The sequence below is a fragment of the Staphylococcus sp. Y174-1 genome (assembly GCF_049897865.1).
GTDB classification, from domain to species: Bacteria; Bacillota; Bacilli; order Staphylococcales; family Staphylococcaceae; genus Staphylococcus; species Staphylococcus saprophyticus.
Genome location: NZ_JAFCXB010000002.1, coordinates 547,701 through 564,349, shown reverse-complemented (window position 1 = coordinate 564,349; position 16,649 = coordinate 547,701). Strand labels below are relative to the sequence as shown.

Genomic DNA, 16,649 nt, shown 5'->3' with positions numbered 1-16,649 from the left:
AAAACATAGCAATTATTGGAGGCGGTCCAGGTGGATTAATGCTAGGGCTGCTATTACAACAACAGGGTTATAATTTTACTATTTTTGAAAAGGAATCACCGGAGATAAATAAAAATCGTGGGGGTTCATTGGATATTCACGCAGATACAGGACAACTCCCACTTAAAGAAGCAGGTATATATGAAGCGTTTAAATCACTGGTACGTTATGAAGGTGAAGATACCCGTGTTATTGGTAAAGATGGTACAGTTCATTTTCCCGTATTATTGTGATCCTAAAGTGGAAATCGGTCGTTTTCAAAATACGGCAGTAGAAATTAATCAAGACTATGTAGAAGCGCACAATATTAAAGTTGTACGCCGTGATACTGGTGGTGGTGCAGTTTATGTAGACCGTGGTGCAGTGAATATGTGCTGTATATTGGAAAACGATGGCACGATTTATGGTGATTTCAAAAAATTCTATGAACCTGGTATCGATGCCCTTCATCAACTTGGAGCAACGGAAGTTGTACAAAGTGGCCGTAATGATTTAGCGGCTAATGGTAAGAAAATATCTGGTGCAGCAATGACATTGATTAAAGGACGTATTTACGGTGGTTATTCACTTTTATTAGATGTAGATTATGAACCAATGGTTAACGTACTGAAACCAAATCGTAAAAAAATAGAATCTAAAGGTATTAAATCCGTGCGTTCTCGTGTCGGTAGTATCAGACCGTACTTAGCATCTGAATACCAAGATGTTACGATTCATGAATTTAAAGATTTAATGGTTAAGCAATTTTTATGCATTGATGATTTAAGTGAAGCGAAACGTTATGAGTTAACGGAAGTGGATTGGAAAGTCATTGATGAAATGCTCGACAATAAATATCATAATTGGGAATGGAATTTTGGACGTTCTCCACGTTATGAATATAATAGAGATGCAAGATTGACTGCTGGAACAATTGACATTTCACTTGCAATTGAAAAAGGACGCATTGCTGCATGTCGTATTTATGGAGACTTTTTCGGTCAAGGTGATATAAAGGATGTAGAAGCTCTCAGTTAATGGGTGTGCGTGTCGTAAAAGAAGACATTGTTGCAGCTTTAAATGAGATAGATTTGACATATTATTTTGGCAAAACAACTGCCGAAGAAATTGCAGATGTGATTTTAAGTTAATACAACGAATATATAGTCTGGGACATATTAATGTTTCAGACTTTTTTGATGAATTTTCAGTTTGGTAAAATAGTTAACCAATCTAGGAAGTGATAGATTTTGAATTCACAGAACCGATAAAGTAGAATAAAGCTAATAAATGAAAAAGAATTAAGTTAAACGAGATGTAAATGGTCCTATACCTATACATATTGTTTTGGAAAAAATATAAAACAAAAAGGGGTAATTTAATGAATATTGGAATCGTTGGTGCGGGGAAAATTGTCAAAGAAGCATTACCTGTAATGGAACAAATTTCAGAATTTACATTTCAAAGTATTGTTTCTTCAGGGAGAAATCCAGAAAATGTAAAAAATTTACAAAAGCAATTTAATATTAAAACGATATATGATGATTATGAGCAATTTATACAAGACGAAATGATAGATACAATCTATTTAGCAGTGCCTAATCACTTACATTATGCCTATGCACGTAAAGCGATTCAACAAGGTAAGCATGTCATATGTGAAAAACCATTTACGTTAACAAAAGCGGAATTAATAGAATTAAGAGATTTAGCTCAAGCCCATGATATCATTATTATTGAAGCAATTACCAATCTATATTTGAGTAATTTTGAAGTTTTAAAACAATCTATGAATGAGCTTGGAAACTGCAAAATTGCACAATTTAATTATTCACAGTATTCATCAAGATATGACAAGTTCAAAGAAGGCATTGTAGCACCTGCTTTTGACCCGTCTAAAGGTGGCGGCGCATTAATGGATATCAATGTTTATAACATACATTTGGCTGTTGGATTATTTGGTAAACCCGAGGGCGTTGCATATTTTGCTAACATTCAAAAGGGTATAGACACATCAGGCATATTACAACTGGATTATAATGATGTAAAAGTCGTATGTATAGGGGCTAAAGATTCAAACTCTGACAATCAGTCTTATATTCAAGGTGACAATGCGTCAATTAATATAAAGGGACCGACCAATGAATTAAAAGCATTCGAATTAAAATATAACCAGGGTGGCACACAGTCATATCAAGTAAACCCACATAATCACCGCATGTATGAAGAATTTGTAAAAATTGCCCAAATCATTAAACAGAAAAATAATGATTTAGCCGCCCAAAAGTTAGAACATAGTATCCAAGTTATTGAAGTATTAGAACAAGCATTGGATAGTGCAAACATCAAAGTAGGACCATCGCAAAAATAGAACGCATGAAGCGTGTAAAGATGATTTTCTTCAAATGATGAGCAGTCATTACTGCTATAAAAAAGAGTGAGAACCTTCATCTAGTTAGTTGATTAGATGAAGGTTCTCACTTTTTCATTTTAATCTATTTGAATGTGTTTTCTGACTTCATTTTGAATGTCATTATATACATTAGTGAAAGACTGTCCAGAGTGAAGTGCTGCATTTTTAACATCTTCAAATTCAGGTTTTGCTTTTATAATTTTATTATCTTTCATTGCTAGTTTGACTAAAATGGCGCCATATGTTGTATGGATGGTTTGGAATTGACGATGCAAAATTTTGCGATTAACAGCGTAACTGCGCACACCGAGAGATGTAGTGTGTTTAAGAATAAAATCTTCGAATTCCTTTGCTTGTGTGACGCTACTTATTACTGTTAATTGAGTCGCAGGCCGACTTTTCTTCATCGTAATAGGTGTGTAAAATGCGTCTAATGCGCCTTCATTTATCACTTGCTCTATAAAGTAACCAAGTGTTTCTGGCGTCATATCATCAATTTGACATTCTAATACTTGTACTTGATTTGGAGTCGTTTCTGTCGCTGTATATTGTATAGCACGTATGACATTTGGAAACTCAAAGTCTTTTGTACCACAACCGTAACCAATATTTGACATTGATACAGCAGTCAAAGGACCGATATGTGTTGCTAAAGCCTTAATAAATGCCGCACCAGTGGGTGTTGTCAGTTCACTTTGAACATCAAATGTTGCAAGTGGGATATCCTTAAGTATTTCAGCGGTTGCTGGCGCTGGAATGGGATATATACCATGTGCAATTTTAATCTTGCCATTTCCAGTAGGTACGGGTGACGATTTTATTTCATCAATACCCAAATCTTCTAATGCAAGACAACTACCTATAATATCTATAATGGAATCCATCGCACCAACTTCATGAAAATGGACATCTTCTATTTTCATGCCATGAATTTTTGCTTCAGCTTGTGCAATAACATCAAATATCAGCATGCTACGTTCTTTGACTCTGTTGGGTAAAGTGCTCTCGTTAATCATGTTGAAAATGTCTGACGCTTTTCTATGATGATGTGCTTCTTCAAAGTCAATTGTTAGACCCATCGCTTGTATGCCTTGTTTATTTTTTTTAGCAAAGTTTAAACTAAATTGATCTAAAGGTAGTGATAATAAGTGTTGATGCACATAATCTACATCTGCACCTAAATCTACCAAAGAGGATAATAACATGTCACCCGCGATACCCGCATGACAATCTAAATAAAGACCATTTGTCATAATTTACCACTCCAATTTTAATGACTCTCAATCATATTAATAATCATAGCAGCATTGTAACCACCACCAAAACCATTATCAATATTAAGCACACTTGTACCTGGTGCACATGAATTAACCATAGATAATAAAGTTGTTACACCTTGTAGATTGGCTCCATAACCGATACTAGTGGGTACAGCGTAAACCGGATGATCAACTAATCCAGCAACAACGCTTGAAAGGGCGCCTTCCATTCCAGCAACAACTACTGAAACTTTACTTTGTCGAATAGATTCAATATGTGCAAATAATCGATGAATACCTGAAACACCTACATCATAAAAACGTTGAACTTGAATCCCCATGACTTCAGCGGTGATAGCAGCTTCTTCGGCAACTGGTAAATCTGAAGTACCTGCACAAATGATGGAGGCATAATGATTTGTCTTAGCTATATGTTTGATTGGTGTTGAGACAATGCGTGCCGTTTCATGGTATTCAAGCTGATCGTATTTGGCAGTAATATGGTCAGCTTTTTCTTGGTCAATTCTCGTAATCAGAACAATAGAGTCATGTTTAATAAGTGTATGCACGATATCATGCAATTGTTCTTTTGTCTTTCCTTCACCAAAAATGACTTCAGGAAAGCCTTGGCGTTGTGTTCTATGAAGATCGATTTTTGCAAAGCCTAGCTCGTCGTAGTGACTTAATTGGTCTTTTGCATCGTCGACAGATAATTCATTTGCATGTACAGCTTTCAGTAATTGTTCTATTGCGTCGTATTTTTCTACCATTTGACTGCCACCTTTACTTTGTTAATGTGTATGATGCGTATCGATCACTTCATTCATACTGCCTGTACGGTAGCCCTCAAGATCAATCGTAACGTAGTCGAATCCAAGTTCTTTAAGGTAGACGGTTATCTGGTCTTTGTTATGGATTACAGTAGGTATATCAGCGTCGTTGACTTCAATTCTAGCAATATTTTGATGGTAGCGGACCCTAACATGGTTTAAGCCCAAAGCTAAAATAAATTTTTCAGCTTCATTGATTTTATTTATTTTTGAAATGCTTAACGGTTCGCCGTAAGGAATACGAGAAGCGAAACTGCATAATGCGGGTTTGTTCCAAACAGGTAGATGGTTGGATTTGCTCATAGCTCTCACATCAGATTTAAACAATTCAGCCTCTTGGAGAATGCTTCTAACATTAAATTCTGTTCTTGCTTTTAATCCTGGTCTAAAGTCATTGATGTCATCCATAATCATCCCATCAACTACATAGTTAAAGTTGAGCTGTGCGCGTAATGCTTCGAGCTTAGAATATAATAGACGTTTGCTGTAATACCAACTATCAGGGGTATTTTCAACGATATGTGGATCTTTTAAAGCTTCTATCTCAGTTTCAATTACTTGGGCATTGAGTTGATGAGCTAAAGCAATGGCTTGATCAAATTCTTCATTTCTAGTTAACTCAGATTTAACAATAACGGCTTTGACATGATCATGTCCTAAAACATCGATTGCTTTTTTTAGCACAAGACTACTATCTACACCACCAGAAAAAGCAACAATAACACTGTTCATATCTTTAAGAATTGTTTCTAATTTTTGTTCTTTTGTAATCATTTCAGTTAACATAGTATTCCTCCTCAATTATGATTCAACATATGGAATTGTCAGTGGTCCTAATGGCATGACGCCTATGGTCATGTCAGTTCCATATTTTGTTTCCAGTTCTTTTAATGTGTTATTAATCTCATGTACAGGATGAAGCATAGCATCTGTTGTTTGTTTATCAGTCAGTTTAGAGTATAAATATACATCAGCAAATGTTTGAATGACTGCTTGTTTTTGAACTTGCCATTGATCGAGCATTGCAAAATTCGGATCGCTAATCATGTCCACAAGGCCTTGCGGGGAGTCTGCCATTTTCAGTATTTCAGCGTAGTTACCGTGATTGGGATAACCATCGCTACATTCTGATAACATGATGATACTGCCACCTTCTTTAACTACTTTGTGCGCAGCACTCATGCCTTTAACGGTTTGATATAAGTTCTGGTCTAGCGGATAACCAGAATTTGAAGCAATCACTACGTCAAAACGATCATCACATTTAAACATGGCATGAGCCTTAGCATAGGCGCATCCTTTATCGTGTGCTTCATATAATTCTCCAGCAAAGACTGCGGTAATTTCTTTTTCTTTATTTAAAGTGACATTGAGCATAAAGTCAGGTTTACACATAGCGTTGATTTCTCTAGTCATATCCTGGACGGGATTATCCGTCATATTGCCCCATGTAGAGCGTATATCGCCAATCATTTTAGCGTTGTGAAAAGTCATGATTGTTTCAATACCTGCAATACCAGGCATTATGCCTTTTGGGCCACCAGAGAATCCAGCAAAGAAATGCGGTTCGATAAATCCAGTGACGATTTTAAAATCGGCTTCAACATAGTTTTTATTTAAATAGACATCACATCCATATTTACTATGGCCTACCTTACTTAAAGTATCCTTGTCGTTACAATGATTATGAACAATTTTAATTTGATCGACGACATCTTTACCTAACATTTGTATCAATTCTTCTTGTGTTTGATCACGATGCGTGCCTGTACCATTTATGATGACGAAATTCTCAGGCGGTACGTGTGATAAAGTTTCTAGGATCAATGGCACAAGGATATGATTAGGCGTTGGTCTAGTAATATCGCTAATGACAATGGCGACGGTTTGGTTTGCACTTACCATTTCATTTAATGGTTTAGTGCCTATAGGATCTGCTAAAGCATTACGAATTGCATTTGTATCGTCATCGAGTGCATCGATATCAGTAGGTTCAATCAATACACTGTGATCAGGTAAATCGATTTCGACATTGGATTTACCATATAATATGCTTGTTTTCAAAATGATCTCCTCCTTATACTTCAAATTATGATATAACACATGACTAGTAATTGTAGTTTAACATTATTCAGAAAATTTAGATAAAATTGCTGACTCATGAAAAAAGAGGCTAACAATGTTTTGGGTTGTTTTTTTAACTAATTTTTCTGATTGGTTTATTGTTTCCTCCAGCGACATCGGTCCATCGGTTAAACTAAAAGCACCAATTACCCCCATATCTTTAAATTGATTGATATCGACATCAATCGATCCGCCTATAAAAACAACGGGGACATTGTATCTGTTTGCATATTTGGCAATACCCATGGGTGTCTTACCGTATAATGTTTGGAAATCGATCTTACCTTCACCTGTAATAACTAGATCAGCATTTTCTAAATATTGATCCAGTTTGATATAGTCTGTGACGACTTGAATGCCATCTTCAAAATGACTAGGGAAAAAAGCTTTGAAAGCACCACCTAAACCGCCAGCAGCACCAGCGCCAGGTAAGTCATGCAGACAAATGCTTTTCTTATGGGCTACTAAATCGGCCCAATGTGTCAGGTTGTGTTCTAATTGTTTTAAATCTGATTCTGTTGCACCTTTTTGTTTACCAAAAACGTAGGAAGCACCGTTTGTACCAATTAATGGATTCTGTACGTCAGTGGCAATCGTAAAGTTGCATTGGTTGATACGTGCATCAAAATGACTTAGGTCAATATGCTGTATCTTTTGTAGATTACCACCACCAAGATCAACTTCATGATGATGCTGATCTAAAAGTTTGGCACCAAGTGCCTGTAACATACCAGCACCTGCATCATTCGTTGCAGACCCGCCGATTGCAAGGATGAATTGCGTATAACCGCTATCCAATGCATCAAGAATTAATTCTCCAGTACCATATGTAGTGGCTTGCATCACATTAAGTGCATTGTCTGGCACATGCTTTAATCCAGACGCTTCAGCCATTTCTATGACACAGGTTTCCTTGTCATGGAGTACACCATATTGTGCAGAGACAGTATCGCCAAGTGGTCCTGTCACATTGAGTGTGGTGAATGTACCGTTCGTGGCATTTACCAAAGCTTCCATGGTGCCTTCACCTCCATCCCCAACGGGTAAGGTATGTATATCGGCTTCAGGGAATATATCAGAAATACCCTGACTCATATAGCGAGCAACCTCAGTAGCTGACATACTACCTTTAAATGAATCCGGTGCTAAAACAATTTTCATACGCCATCCTCCTTGTAAACGATTTCATTATTGTATTATTCTATTATATCGATTTAATTTTATTGAAAATAGGGTTAAAATATACAAAAATGATGTTATTAATTTGTATGAAAATGATAGGAGATAAAATGATGAATGTATTAACAGATGAATTAGCTGCATTAATCGTTGAGGAAACAGTAAAAAGAACGAATAGTAATATTAATATAATGAATTTTAATGGAGAAATCATTGCTTCGTTTGATAAGCGTAGAATTGGTCAAGTTCATGAAGGTGCGCGCAAAGTATTAGCGAGTGGGGATATAGTGATCTTGTCTGAAGAAGAAACGAGTTATTTACAAGGTACACAGCCGGGTATTAATTTACCAATTATATTTCAAGATAACGTAGTAGGTGTGATTGGTATTACAGGTGATCCATCAGCATTAGTGCATGTGGCTGATTTGGTGAAAATGTCCACAGAGTTGTTACTTTATCAAAATTATTTTACATATGAATTAGAAGGACAGTTACGTAGTCAGGAATTACTAATCGAGGAATTATTGAAAAGTGAACCCTCACAATCCTTTATCCAATATTTAACAAAACAATTAAATGTAGCGTTTCTAACTTATAGAAAATGCATCATTATTAATTTGGAGAAACAAATTTTTTCACGAAGTAGTATTGTACAAAGATTAGCTAAAATAATGGATAAGGCGACTTTCGCAGTCGCTTTTACTAATTATAATCATATTGTTATTTTAGCAACAGATGAGCTACAAGATGAACTGAATCAAAAAATATATCGCATTCATCAAGTATTTACATCCTTAAATTTAGATGTACGTATTGCTTCTAGTTTAGTGTTTACAAGTTTAAATGATTTTAAAAATGCTTACGAAGAATGTGAACTTGTGTTTATGTTAAACGAAGAAAATGTATCTTTCGCTTCATTTGAAGATGTGGAAGAAAAAACATTACTTTATCAGATAAATGAGGAAATAAGGGAGAGATATAAAAAAAGAATACTAGGTGAGTTAGACAATCAAAGTATTGAAACATTAAAAAGTTTATTTGAAAATGACTTGAATATTGCACAAACGGCTAAGTATCTTTATATTCATCGCAACACACTGCTATATCGTTTAGAAAAATGTAAACTACAAACAGGTTTGAACCCCAAAAAATATTCTGATGCAATCAAATTACAAATTGCTTTGTGGTGTTAAATAGTATAGACATTAAGTACAAAATATTTTATAAAATAGCTATAATCAATTAAAAAGATTACAGTATTTTTTGAGGTTTTCATTTTACAAATATGATAAGGCGAGAAAAATGTTATTTTAGTAAATACAAAAAAGCGCTTTACAAATTACACGAGAAACAATATAATAAAATTAAGTTATTACTAAATAATTCTATTAAATTTAGAATAAAAATCTTTATAGATACAAAACGTTTTGTTTCCAATCTGAATTTACTTGTTATAGAAATGGCGCCATTTTTTGAGTTATTGAGTAATGACTCACATCAATCTTGCTTTGATGTATTTAAAAAGATGGGGAGTGAATATGATGGGTATGATATGATGACACATGACTTATTTTGTAACTAAGTTTTAGCGTAAAAAATAATTACACTACAAAACAAACAGTCTAATCACGTCAAAATTAACGTGAAGTGAACCCTTAAACTTGTTGTAATTTAATAACAAGTATTCCTCTTTCACCACTTTCAAATGATTATATATTACAGTACCTACTTGAATACGCTTTATACTATGGTATTCAGTCACTTTTAAGTGAAATGCATACATTTATAAAACCCAATGCATAGACTCTAAATTTTATCTATTTCACCTACTTTTAATTCCTCATTTTTAAGGACCAGTTTAAAGAACATATGATTTGAAATAGAAAACGTTGTAACGTGAGCTATCATTTATAGGGTAGCCTTTATAAATGCGTCTATTTTGATTACTACCACCCAACCCATATCATTATTTAAGTATGTCAGGAGATATTTTCACTTAAAAGGACAATAAACTGGTGAAACAATATGGCCTCAGCAACAATGCTTTCATTGTTACTGAGGCTTTTTTTAGTCATTTAACGTACAGTTTTTCAATGTGTATTTGTTTAAATAATAGACAAAAAATTAAATATATTTTATTGATGTTAAATATAATGGTTGTCTTTTTCTTTTTAATGTGACATACTCTATAGCAATAAGTATAACATAATAACTTATAGGGGTGATTAAGTATGACAAAATATATTTATGCATTTGATGAAGGCCAAAAAAGTATGAAAGATTTATTAGGAGGAAAAGGTGCAAATCTAGCTGAAATGAAACGCTTAGGTTTACCAGTGCCAGACGGATTCACCATTACAACGGAAGCATGTATAGAATATTTAAATAACCATTCAAAACTACCTGATTTATTACTGAAACAGTTAGATGTAGAATTGGATGCGTTATCTAAACGTATACAGAAATCATTTTCTGATGATGGTGCTTTACTCCTAGTTTCTGTAAGAAGTGGTGCAAAAATTTCTATGCCAGGTATGATGGATACGATATTAAATCTAGGTTTGAACGATGAAAATGTAAAAAAATTAGCAAATAAAACAAATGATTCGCGCTTTGCATATGATTGCTATAGAAGATTGTTGCAAATGTTTGGTCAGGTTGTTTATGGTATTCCAATGTCATCTTTTGATACATATTTTGATAAATACAAGACACAACATCATTATGAAAGCGATGCAGAAATTCCAGCCGAAGGGTTAAAAGAAATTTGTGAACATTTTAAAGCAGTTTACTTAGATGAAGCATATAAACCATTCCCACAAGAACCGATTGACCAATTAACAGAGGCAATTGAAGCAGTATTTAAATCTTGGGATAATGATCGCGCGCGTGTATATCGTCAGTTAAATGAAATACCACAGGATATTGGTACTGCAGTCAATATACAGGAAATGGTATTTGGTAATAGTGGTGAAAAAAGTGGTACAGGTGTCGCATTTACGCGTAATCCTATAACGGGAGAAGCAAAGTTATTTGGAGAGTATCTACTGAATGCTCAAGGTGAAGATGTTGTAGCAGGTATTCGTACACCTAAAGATATTGAAACATTGAAAGAACAAATGCCACATGTGCATGAGCAATTTGTAAAAGTTTCAATACAACTTGAAACGCATTATAAAGACATGCAAGATATTGAATTTACAATAGAAAATGAAAACTTATATATATTACAGACACGAAGTGGTAAACGTACTGCCAATGCTGCGATTCATATCGCTGTTGATTTAGTTGAGGAAGATGTGATAAGCAAAGAAAAAGCGGTCATGAATGTTGAAGTGAAATCTATTGATCAATTATTACATCCAAATTTTGATGAACAATCATTAAAACAGACGTCAGTTATAACTAAGGTCGGCTTACCTGCCAGTCCTGGTGCAGCTAGTGGCGCAATTGTTTTTTCTGCAGAAACGGCTAAACAACAAGCAGAACAAGGGAATAAAGTGATTTTAATGCGTCCTGAGACATCACCAGAAGATATTGAAGGGATGGTTGCAAGTGAGGCAATTGTTACAACGCATGGTGGTATGACATCACACGCTGCAGTCGTAGCGCGAGGTATGGGCAAGTGTTGTGTCACAGGTTGTTCAGACTTAGAAATTAATATTACAGATAAGGTTGTATATTATAAAGGTGGTTCACTATATGAAGGTGATATCATTTCAGTAGATGGCGCGAAAGGGGATATTTATTTTGGTGAAGTTGAGACAATCCAAGCAGAGCGTAGTCATGCTTTTGAGAGATTTATGCAATGGTCAGAAGAAAATGCAAGATTAGATGTACGCATGAATGCAGAAACAGCACAAGATATTCAAGCAGGTTATCAGTTTGGTGCTAAAGGGATTGGACTTGTTCGAACAGAGCACATGTTTTTCGCGCCAGAGCGACTCATAGAAATGCGCAGATTTATTTTGTCTGATACACAGGATAAACGTATTGCTGCTTTAAACACAATTAAGCAGTACCAAAAGAATGATTTTGAAGAAATACTAAAACTTTCTGGTGAACGACCAACGATTATTCGTTTGTTAGATCCACCGTTACACGAATTTTTACCCAATTCAAATAACGAAAAAGTAACAGTTGCAGAGCAATTGAATGTAACGATTAAGGAATTAGACCAGTATATTGAAACTTTAAATGAAGTGAATCCAATGCTTGGACATAGAGGATGTAGGTTAGCCATTACGTATCCTGAACTTTATATCATGCAAGCAGAAGCGATTATAGAAAGTGCATTGGAGCTGAAAGCGCAAGGTGTGTCATGCCAACCAGAAATTATGATTCCTTTAGTTTCCACCGTTGCTGAATTTACAACGTTGAAAGCGCAAATTATTTCACGAATTGAAACATTACAACAAGAAGCAGGAGAACATATTCATTATATGATTGGAACAATGATCGAGACACCACGTGCTTGCTTGATTGCTAGTGAGTTAGCAAAAGAATGTGATTTCTTTAGTTTTGGAACAAATGATTTAACACAGTTAACATTCGGTTTTTCAAGAGACGATGCTGGTAAGTTTATTGGTACTTATTCTGAATTAGGCATTTTAGAGCACGACCCGTTCCAGACGTTAGATGTAGAAGGTATAGGTGAACTGATAAAAATCGCTACACAACAAGCAAAATCAGCGAATCCAGACATAACAATTGGTGTGTGTGGTGAACTAGGTGGAGATCATAAATCCATTCAATATTTTAATCAATTAGACATAGATTATGTTTCTTGTTCGCCATTTAGAGTGCCGGGTGCATTGCTTTCAACTGCGCAAAGTGAAGTAGAAGGTGACCGATTACATGTTTGATGATCAACAATCACCACAGCTGAGATTATTTGTCATATCGGATTCTATAGGAGAGACAGCGCAACGAATGATTCATGCGACGTTAACGCAATTTCCTGACATTTCACAAATAGAGATAAAAAAATATCCATTCATTAAAAATGATGAAGAACTGATGCATATTTTAAACAGAGCTAAAGAGTTGAGTGCCGTTGTTGTTACGACATTAGTGAATCCAGATTTCAATATTGCAGGTCAACAGCTTGCGAAAAAATTGCAAATTCCGTATATCGATTATATGTCTGATTTGATAGGCATTATTCAACAACAAACACAATGTAACCCCATACTAGAAAGTGGGGCATTACGTAAACTAGATGAAAATTACTTCAAGAGAATCGAAGCAATGGAGTATGCTGTGAAATATGATGATGGTAAACATTTTACAGATATTGGAGAGGCGGATGCATTGATTGTAGGTGTTTCAAGAACATCTAAAACGCCATTAAGCATGTACTTAGCAAATAAGGGCTATAAGATTGCGAATATTCCATTGGTACCAGAGGTTGATATTCCAGATGAGGTGTTTAAACATAAGCATTTGAAAGTATTTGGTTTAACTGCGAGTCCTGACTATATTTTAAATATTCGTAATGAGCGCGTTAAAATTTTAGGGTTATCGGGTCCGTCAAACTATAATAGTATGGATAGAATCAGAGAAGAGCTAATTCATGCAGAAGAAGTTTTTGAAAAATTAAATGCAACGGTTATTAATACAGAGTATAAATCCATTGAAGAATCTGCCTTTTATATTGAAAAATGCTTATAAGATGATTCAAAAAGAGAGAATAAGAGATATTAAGATAAATATACGAGTCACTGAGTACAGGAAAAATATTGGATTAGCGGCCTTGAAATTTTAATCATATTAAAGAAAAGCAGAAAAACGACCACTTCTATTTTAATAGAAATGGTCGTTTTTTTGTTAGCTTACATTGTTATGACCTCATTGCTTATGCTTCATTAAGGTTAGCTAGAGTTTCAACAATATCTTCTGAAGCGATAAGACCGCGTAATTTAGCCCAGTCATCTCTGCTTACAAAATGTACACGCTGACTTTTAACTGCTTCTAAGTCATCCCATTGATTACTATTTTGTAATTTATTTAAATCTTTATCGTTATCGTCTTCTACCATCACGATTAATCTTTCAGGGTTAACATTTGCAAGTTGTTCATAAGACATTTCTAAATAATCTGATTCTCTGTAAGCAGGTAATGTGTCTGCAACTTTATCATTAAGTGCTGTTGCAAAGCCTAATTTAGTTAAAAATTCACCTACATACGTGCTATTTGAATGCGCCGTCACACCTTGTTCTGATACGACTGCAGCTAATGTTTCTTTATTTTTATCTATAGAAATTTGATTGTTAAAATCATTAACTAAAGCTTGATGTCTATCTAGACGCTCTTTAGCATCTTTAGATTTAGAAACGGCAGTACCAATACGTTGGAATACTTCTAATGTTTCTTGATAACCAGCATCGAAGCTTTTGAAAAGAATGGTAGGCGCAATTTCACTTAACTCTTCATAAATCTCTTTGTGGCGATCAGAATCACCAATAATGAGTTGTGGTGCTGATGATCTAATAGATTCAAAATCTGGGTCTAAACGTGTACCAACTGAGACATAATCGCCTACTGCTTCTCTAAGTGGTGATGTTAAATTTGTACTATCACCGTCATCGGCAATACCTTTAACATCTATATCTAAAGCAACTAATGCATCAACGAATGAAAATTCTAATGCTACTGCTGAAGTTATATCTTCTGGTAATTCACTTGTACCTAAATCATGTTTAAATTCAAAAGTCATCATATTACCTCCCTAAATTGCTTTTACTATTTATATTCCACACAATTAAAATGTGAAACATAACAATGATGTATAGGGTTGTCATAAATGATTCAGAGGGTGTTACGTTGGTTATTGATAATACATTGTAGAAGTTAGTGCTACGATTGATGTTCCTGGATTAAAGTAACTATGAGGCAAATCACTATTAAATCGAAAAGCTTGATGATGATTGATTGTATATTGTTTACCATCGACTTCGATTTCTAATACACCGTCATTAACAATAATATACTCTTCGGAACCAGGGTGGTGAGGGTCGGAATGCATTTTGCCACCAGGTTGGATTTCCATTTTAAACATTTCGAATTTCTTGTTCTCATCATAAGGAAAGTATGGATATATTGAAACTTCCTTATCAATGAGAGGGATGATATCACTTTCGTCGATAAAATCGATTGTATCATTGGATGTAGAAGTTAATTGCGACAATGAAATATGAAGGCCATTTGCTATTTTCCATAATGTGGTAATCGTTGGATTAGATTGTCCCTTTTCAATTTGACTTAACATATTTTTGCTGACGCCTGTTGCATTAGCTACTTTATCTAAACTTAATTGATGCTTTTTTCGATAATCGGCAATATTTTTTGCTACGATGCTTTGAATATTATACAAATATATCTCTCCTATTTACATTATAACGTACATATCGTACCATATAATGTGTTGTTTTCAAAATAGACCTGATAAGGTGGTAAATGATAGATTATGGAAAATTATAGAAAAATAAAACCATTCAATTGGTTGTTATTTATAGGAATATTACTTGTCGGTGCGAATTTAAGAGCACCTATTACTTCTATTGGGGTCGCATTGCCTGATATTAAAACGGATTTAGCAATGTCGAATAGTGCTGTTAGTGTTATTACGGTAGTACCATTATTAGCTTTTGCAGTCATTTCATTATTTGCAGCACGAACAAGTAATCAATTTGGTTTAGAAAAAACGATTTTTCTAGCCTTATGTTTAATTTTTATAGGTATTATTGTAAGATCAATGACAGAAATTTCCTGGTTATATATTGGGACAGTGCTGATTGGTATAGGTATTGGATTTGGTAATGTCCTAGCACCCGCAGTCATTAAGGCGAAGTTCCCATTACATATCGGTATCATGACGGGATATTATACTGTTGTAATGAATGTATTTGGTGGTTTATCATCATACGGTACTGCGCCATTGCTAAAGTCGTTTCATTATAATGTAGCAATAAGCTTAATCGGTATCGTAACATTAGTGACGATAATTATTTGGTCATTTCAATTAAAAGGTAAACAAGAAATGGCTACAGCGTTACCTCGTAAAAGTGTGAATGTGTGGAAATCTCCAATTTCTTGGCAAATCACGATATTAATGGGCGGGCAATCGCTTATATTTTATTCTCTCATCAACTGGATGCCAGCATACTTGTCGCAGAGTGGTATGTCTATTAGTGAAGCGGGCGTATATTTATCTGTGTTACAGATTTCAATTATTCCATTTACTTTTATCACACCAATATTTGCAACTAAGATGAAATCGCAATTTACATTAACTTTCGTGACAGGATTGTTGTTTATTGCGGGTGTAATCATTATGTTATGCGTACCTCAACTGGCCATTATCTCTACAATATTGATAGGTGTTGCTGGGGGAATCGCTTTTGGACTTGTTAATACGTTCTTTAGTTTACGTACAGAACATAGTCAAACGGCAGCAAAATTATCTGGTATGGCACAGTCTATTGGTTATTTATTTGCCGCTATGGGTCCGTTATTATTTGGTGTTCTACATGATATGACGGGTACTTGGATTGCATCTTTAAGTATATTACTATTTACAGCAGTTATCATTACTTTGTTTGGTTCACAAGCAGGACGTAATCGAACAATCGAACAATCACTTCAAAAGTGAAGTGTTTAACTTGATTTTATAGAATTTAGATTAAAGCTTAAATGGTAAATATACCTATAATGGCATATAATGGGTATGAATCAATGTGAAATAAATCAGATTACATTGGAGCCAATTATACTAAAATTAATATATGTATAAGTAATATAAAATTTTAGAACTAAAACATTATA

Annotated in this window: 12 protein-coding genes and 2 pseudogenes; 7 read left to right on the top strand and 7 right to left on the bottom strand. The window is 34.6% G+C overall.

Features of this window, described 5'->3' with window-relative positions; translation table 11 throughout:
• Window positions 1-38 precede the first annotated feature (38 nt).
• From ACP7BT_RS09515 to ACP7BT_RS09505, 3 genes and pseudogenes are all read left to right on the top strand, one after another.
• Window positions 39-257 (top strand): annotated as a pseudogene (locus ACP7BT_RS09515) (FAD-dependent oxidoreductase); the annotation flags it as partial.
• Window positions 253-1,169: pseudogene (locus ACP7BT_RS09510) on the top strand (lipoate--protein ligase); the annotation flags it as partial. The pseudogenes ACP7BT_RS09515 and ACP7BT_RS09510, both read left to right, overlap by 5 nt.
• A gap of 230 nt (window positions 1,170-1,399) precedes the next feature.
• A complete protein-coding gene (locus ACP7BT_RS09505) occupies window positions 1,400-2,389 on the top strand; it encodes a Gfo/Idh/MocA family protein (RefSeq protein ID WP_002482124.1) in 990 nt (329 codons plus the stop codon).
• A gap of 119 nt (window positions 2,390-2,508) precedes the next feature.
• On the opposite strand, the gene larC is transcribed toward ACP7BT_RS09505, so the two are convergent.
• The 5 genes from larC to ACP7BT_RS09480 all read right to left on the bottom strand — a co-directional run bounded on the left by larC (window position 2,509) and on the right by ACP7BT_RS09480 (window position 7,805).
• Window positions 2,509-3,684, bottom strand: coding sequence for a nickel pincer cofactor biosynthesis protein LarC (larC, locus tag ACP7BT_RS09500; RefSeq protein WP_041079897.1), 1,176 nt, complete (start codon window positions 3,682-3,684; stop codon window positions 2,509-2,511).
• Window positions 3,685-3,701: 17 nt separating this feature from the next.
• Window positions 3,702-4,460 carry a nickel pincer cofactor biosynthesis protein LarB gene (larB, locus tag ACP7BT_RS09495; protein ID WP_041079898.1) on the bottom strand — a complete coding sequence of 253 codons (759 nt, stop codon included), beginning with the start codon at window positions 4,458-4,460 and terminating at the stop codon, window positions 3,702-3,704.
• A 21-nt stretch (window positions 4,461-4,481) separates the two neighbouring features.
• Window positions 4,482-5,306, bottom strand: a complete 825-nt coding sequence (gene larE / locus ACP7BT_RS09490) for an ATP-dependent sacrificial sulfur transferase LarE (protein WP_002482127.1) — start codon at window positions 5,304-5,306, stop codon at window positions 4,482-4,484.
• A 15-nt stretch (window positions 5,307-5,321) separates the two neighbouring features.
• The gene (larA, locus tag ACP7BT_RS09485) at window positions 5,322-6,584 is read right to left on the bottom strand and encodes a nickel-dependent lactate racemase (protein ID WP_041079899.1); all 1,263 of its coding nucleotides are present in this window, start codon (window positions 6,582-6,584) and stop codon (window positions 5,322-5,324) included.
• 63 nt (window positions 6,585-6,647) lie between these two features.
• Window positions 6,648-7,805 carry a glycerate kinase gene (locus tag ACP7BT_RS09480; RefSeq protein WP_041079900.1) on the bottom strand — a complete coding sequence of 386 codons (1,158 nt, stop codon included), beginning with the start codon at window positions 7,803-7,805 and terminating at the stop codon, window positions 6,648-6,650.
• Between the two features lie 131 nt (window positions 7,806-7,936).
• Between ACP7BT_RS09480 and ACP7BT_RS09475 the strand changes: the two genes are divergently transcribed.
• From ACP7BT_RS09475 to ACP7BT_RS09465, 3 genes are all read left to right on the top strand, one after another.
• Window positions 7,937-9,016, top strand: a complete 1,080-nt coding sequence (locus ACP7BT_RS09475; protein WP_037537494.1) for a CdaR family transcriptional regulator — start codon at window positions 7,937-7,939, stop codon at window positions 9,014-9,016.
• A gap of 1,038 nt (window positions 9,017-10,054) precedes the next feature.
• Window positions 10,055-12,688 carry a pyruvate, phosphate dikinase gene (gene ppdK, locus ACP7BT_RS09470; protein WP_041079902.1) on the top strand — a complete coding sequence of 878 codons (2,634 nt, stop codon included), beginning with the start codon at window positions 10,055-10,057 and terminating at the stop codon, window positions 12,686-12,688.
• Entirely contained in the window at window positions 12,681-13,496 is an 816-nt protein-coding gene (locus tag ACP7BT_RS09465) for a pyruvate, water dikinase regulatory protein (protein ID WP_037537513.1), read from the top strand. Before ppdK ends, ACP7BT_RS09465 begins: the two co-directional genes overlap by 8 nt.
• 184 nt (window positions 13,497-13,680) lie before the next feature.
• Here the strand turns inward: ACP7BT_RS09465 and ACP7BT_RS09460 are convergent, their stop codons facing one another.
• Window positions 13,681-14,541 carry an ABC transporter substrate-binding protein gene (locus ACP7BT_RS09460; RefSeq protein ID WP_037537515.1) on the bottom strand — a complete coding sequence of 287 codons (861 nt, stop codon included), beginning with the start codon at window positions 14,539-14,541 and terminating at the stop codon, window positions 13,681-13,683.
• Window positions 14,542-14,652: 111 nt separating this feature from the next.
• Complete coding sequence (locus tag ACP7BT_RS09455; RefSeq protein ID WP_002482135.1) at window positions 14,653-15,198, bottom strand: helix-turn-helix domain-containing protein; 546 nt, start codon at window positions 15,196-15,198, stop codon at window positions 14,653-14,655.
• A gap of 93 nt (window positions 15,199-15,291) precedes the next feature.
• On the opposite strand from ACP7BT_RS09455, the gene ACP7BT_RS09450 reads away from it, so the two are divergent.
• Window positions 15,292-16,476: a CynX/NimT family MFS transporter gene (locus tag ACP7BT_RS09450; protein ID WP_041079903.1), complete on the top strand. Its 1,185-nt coding sequence runs from the start codon at window positions 15,292-15,294 to the stop codon at window positions 16,474-16,476.
• The last annotated feature ends 173 nt before the right edge of the window (window positions 16,477-16,649 follow it).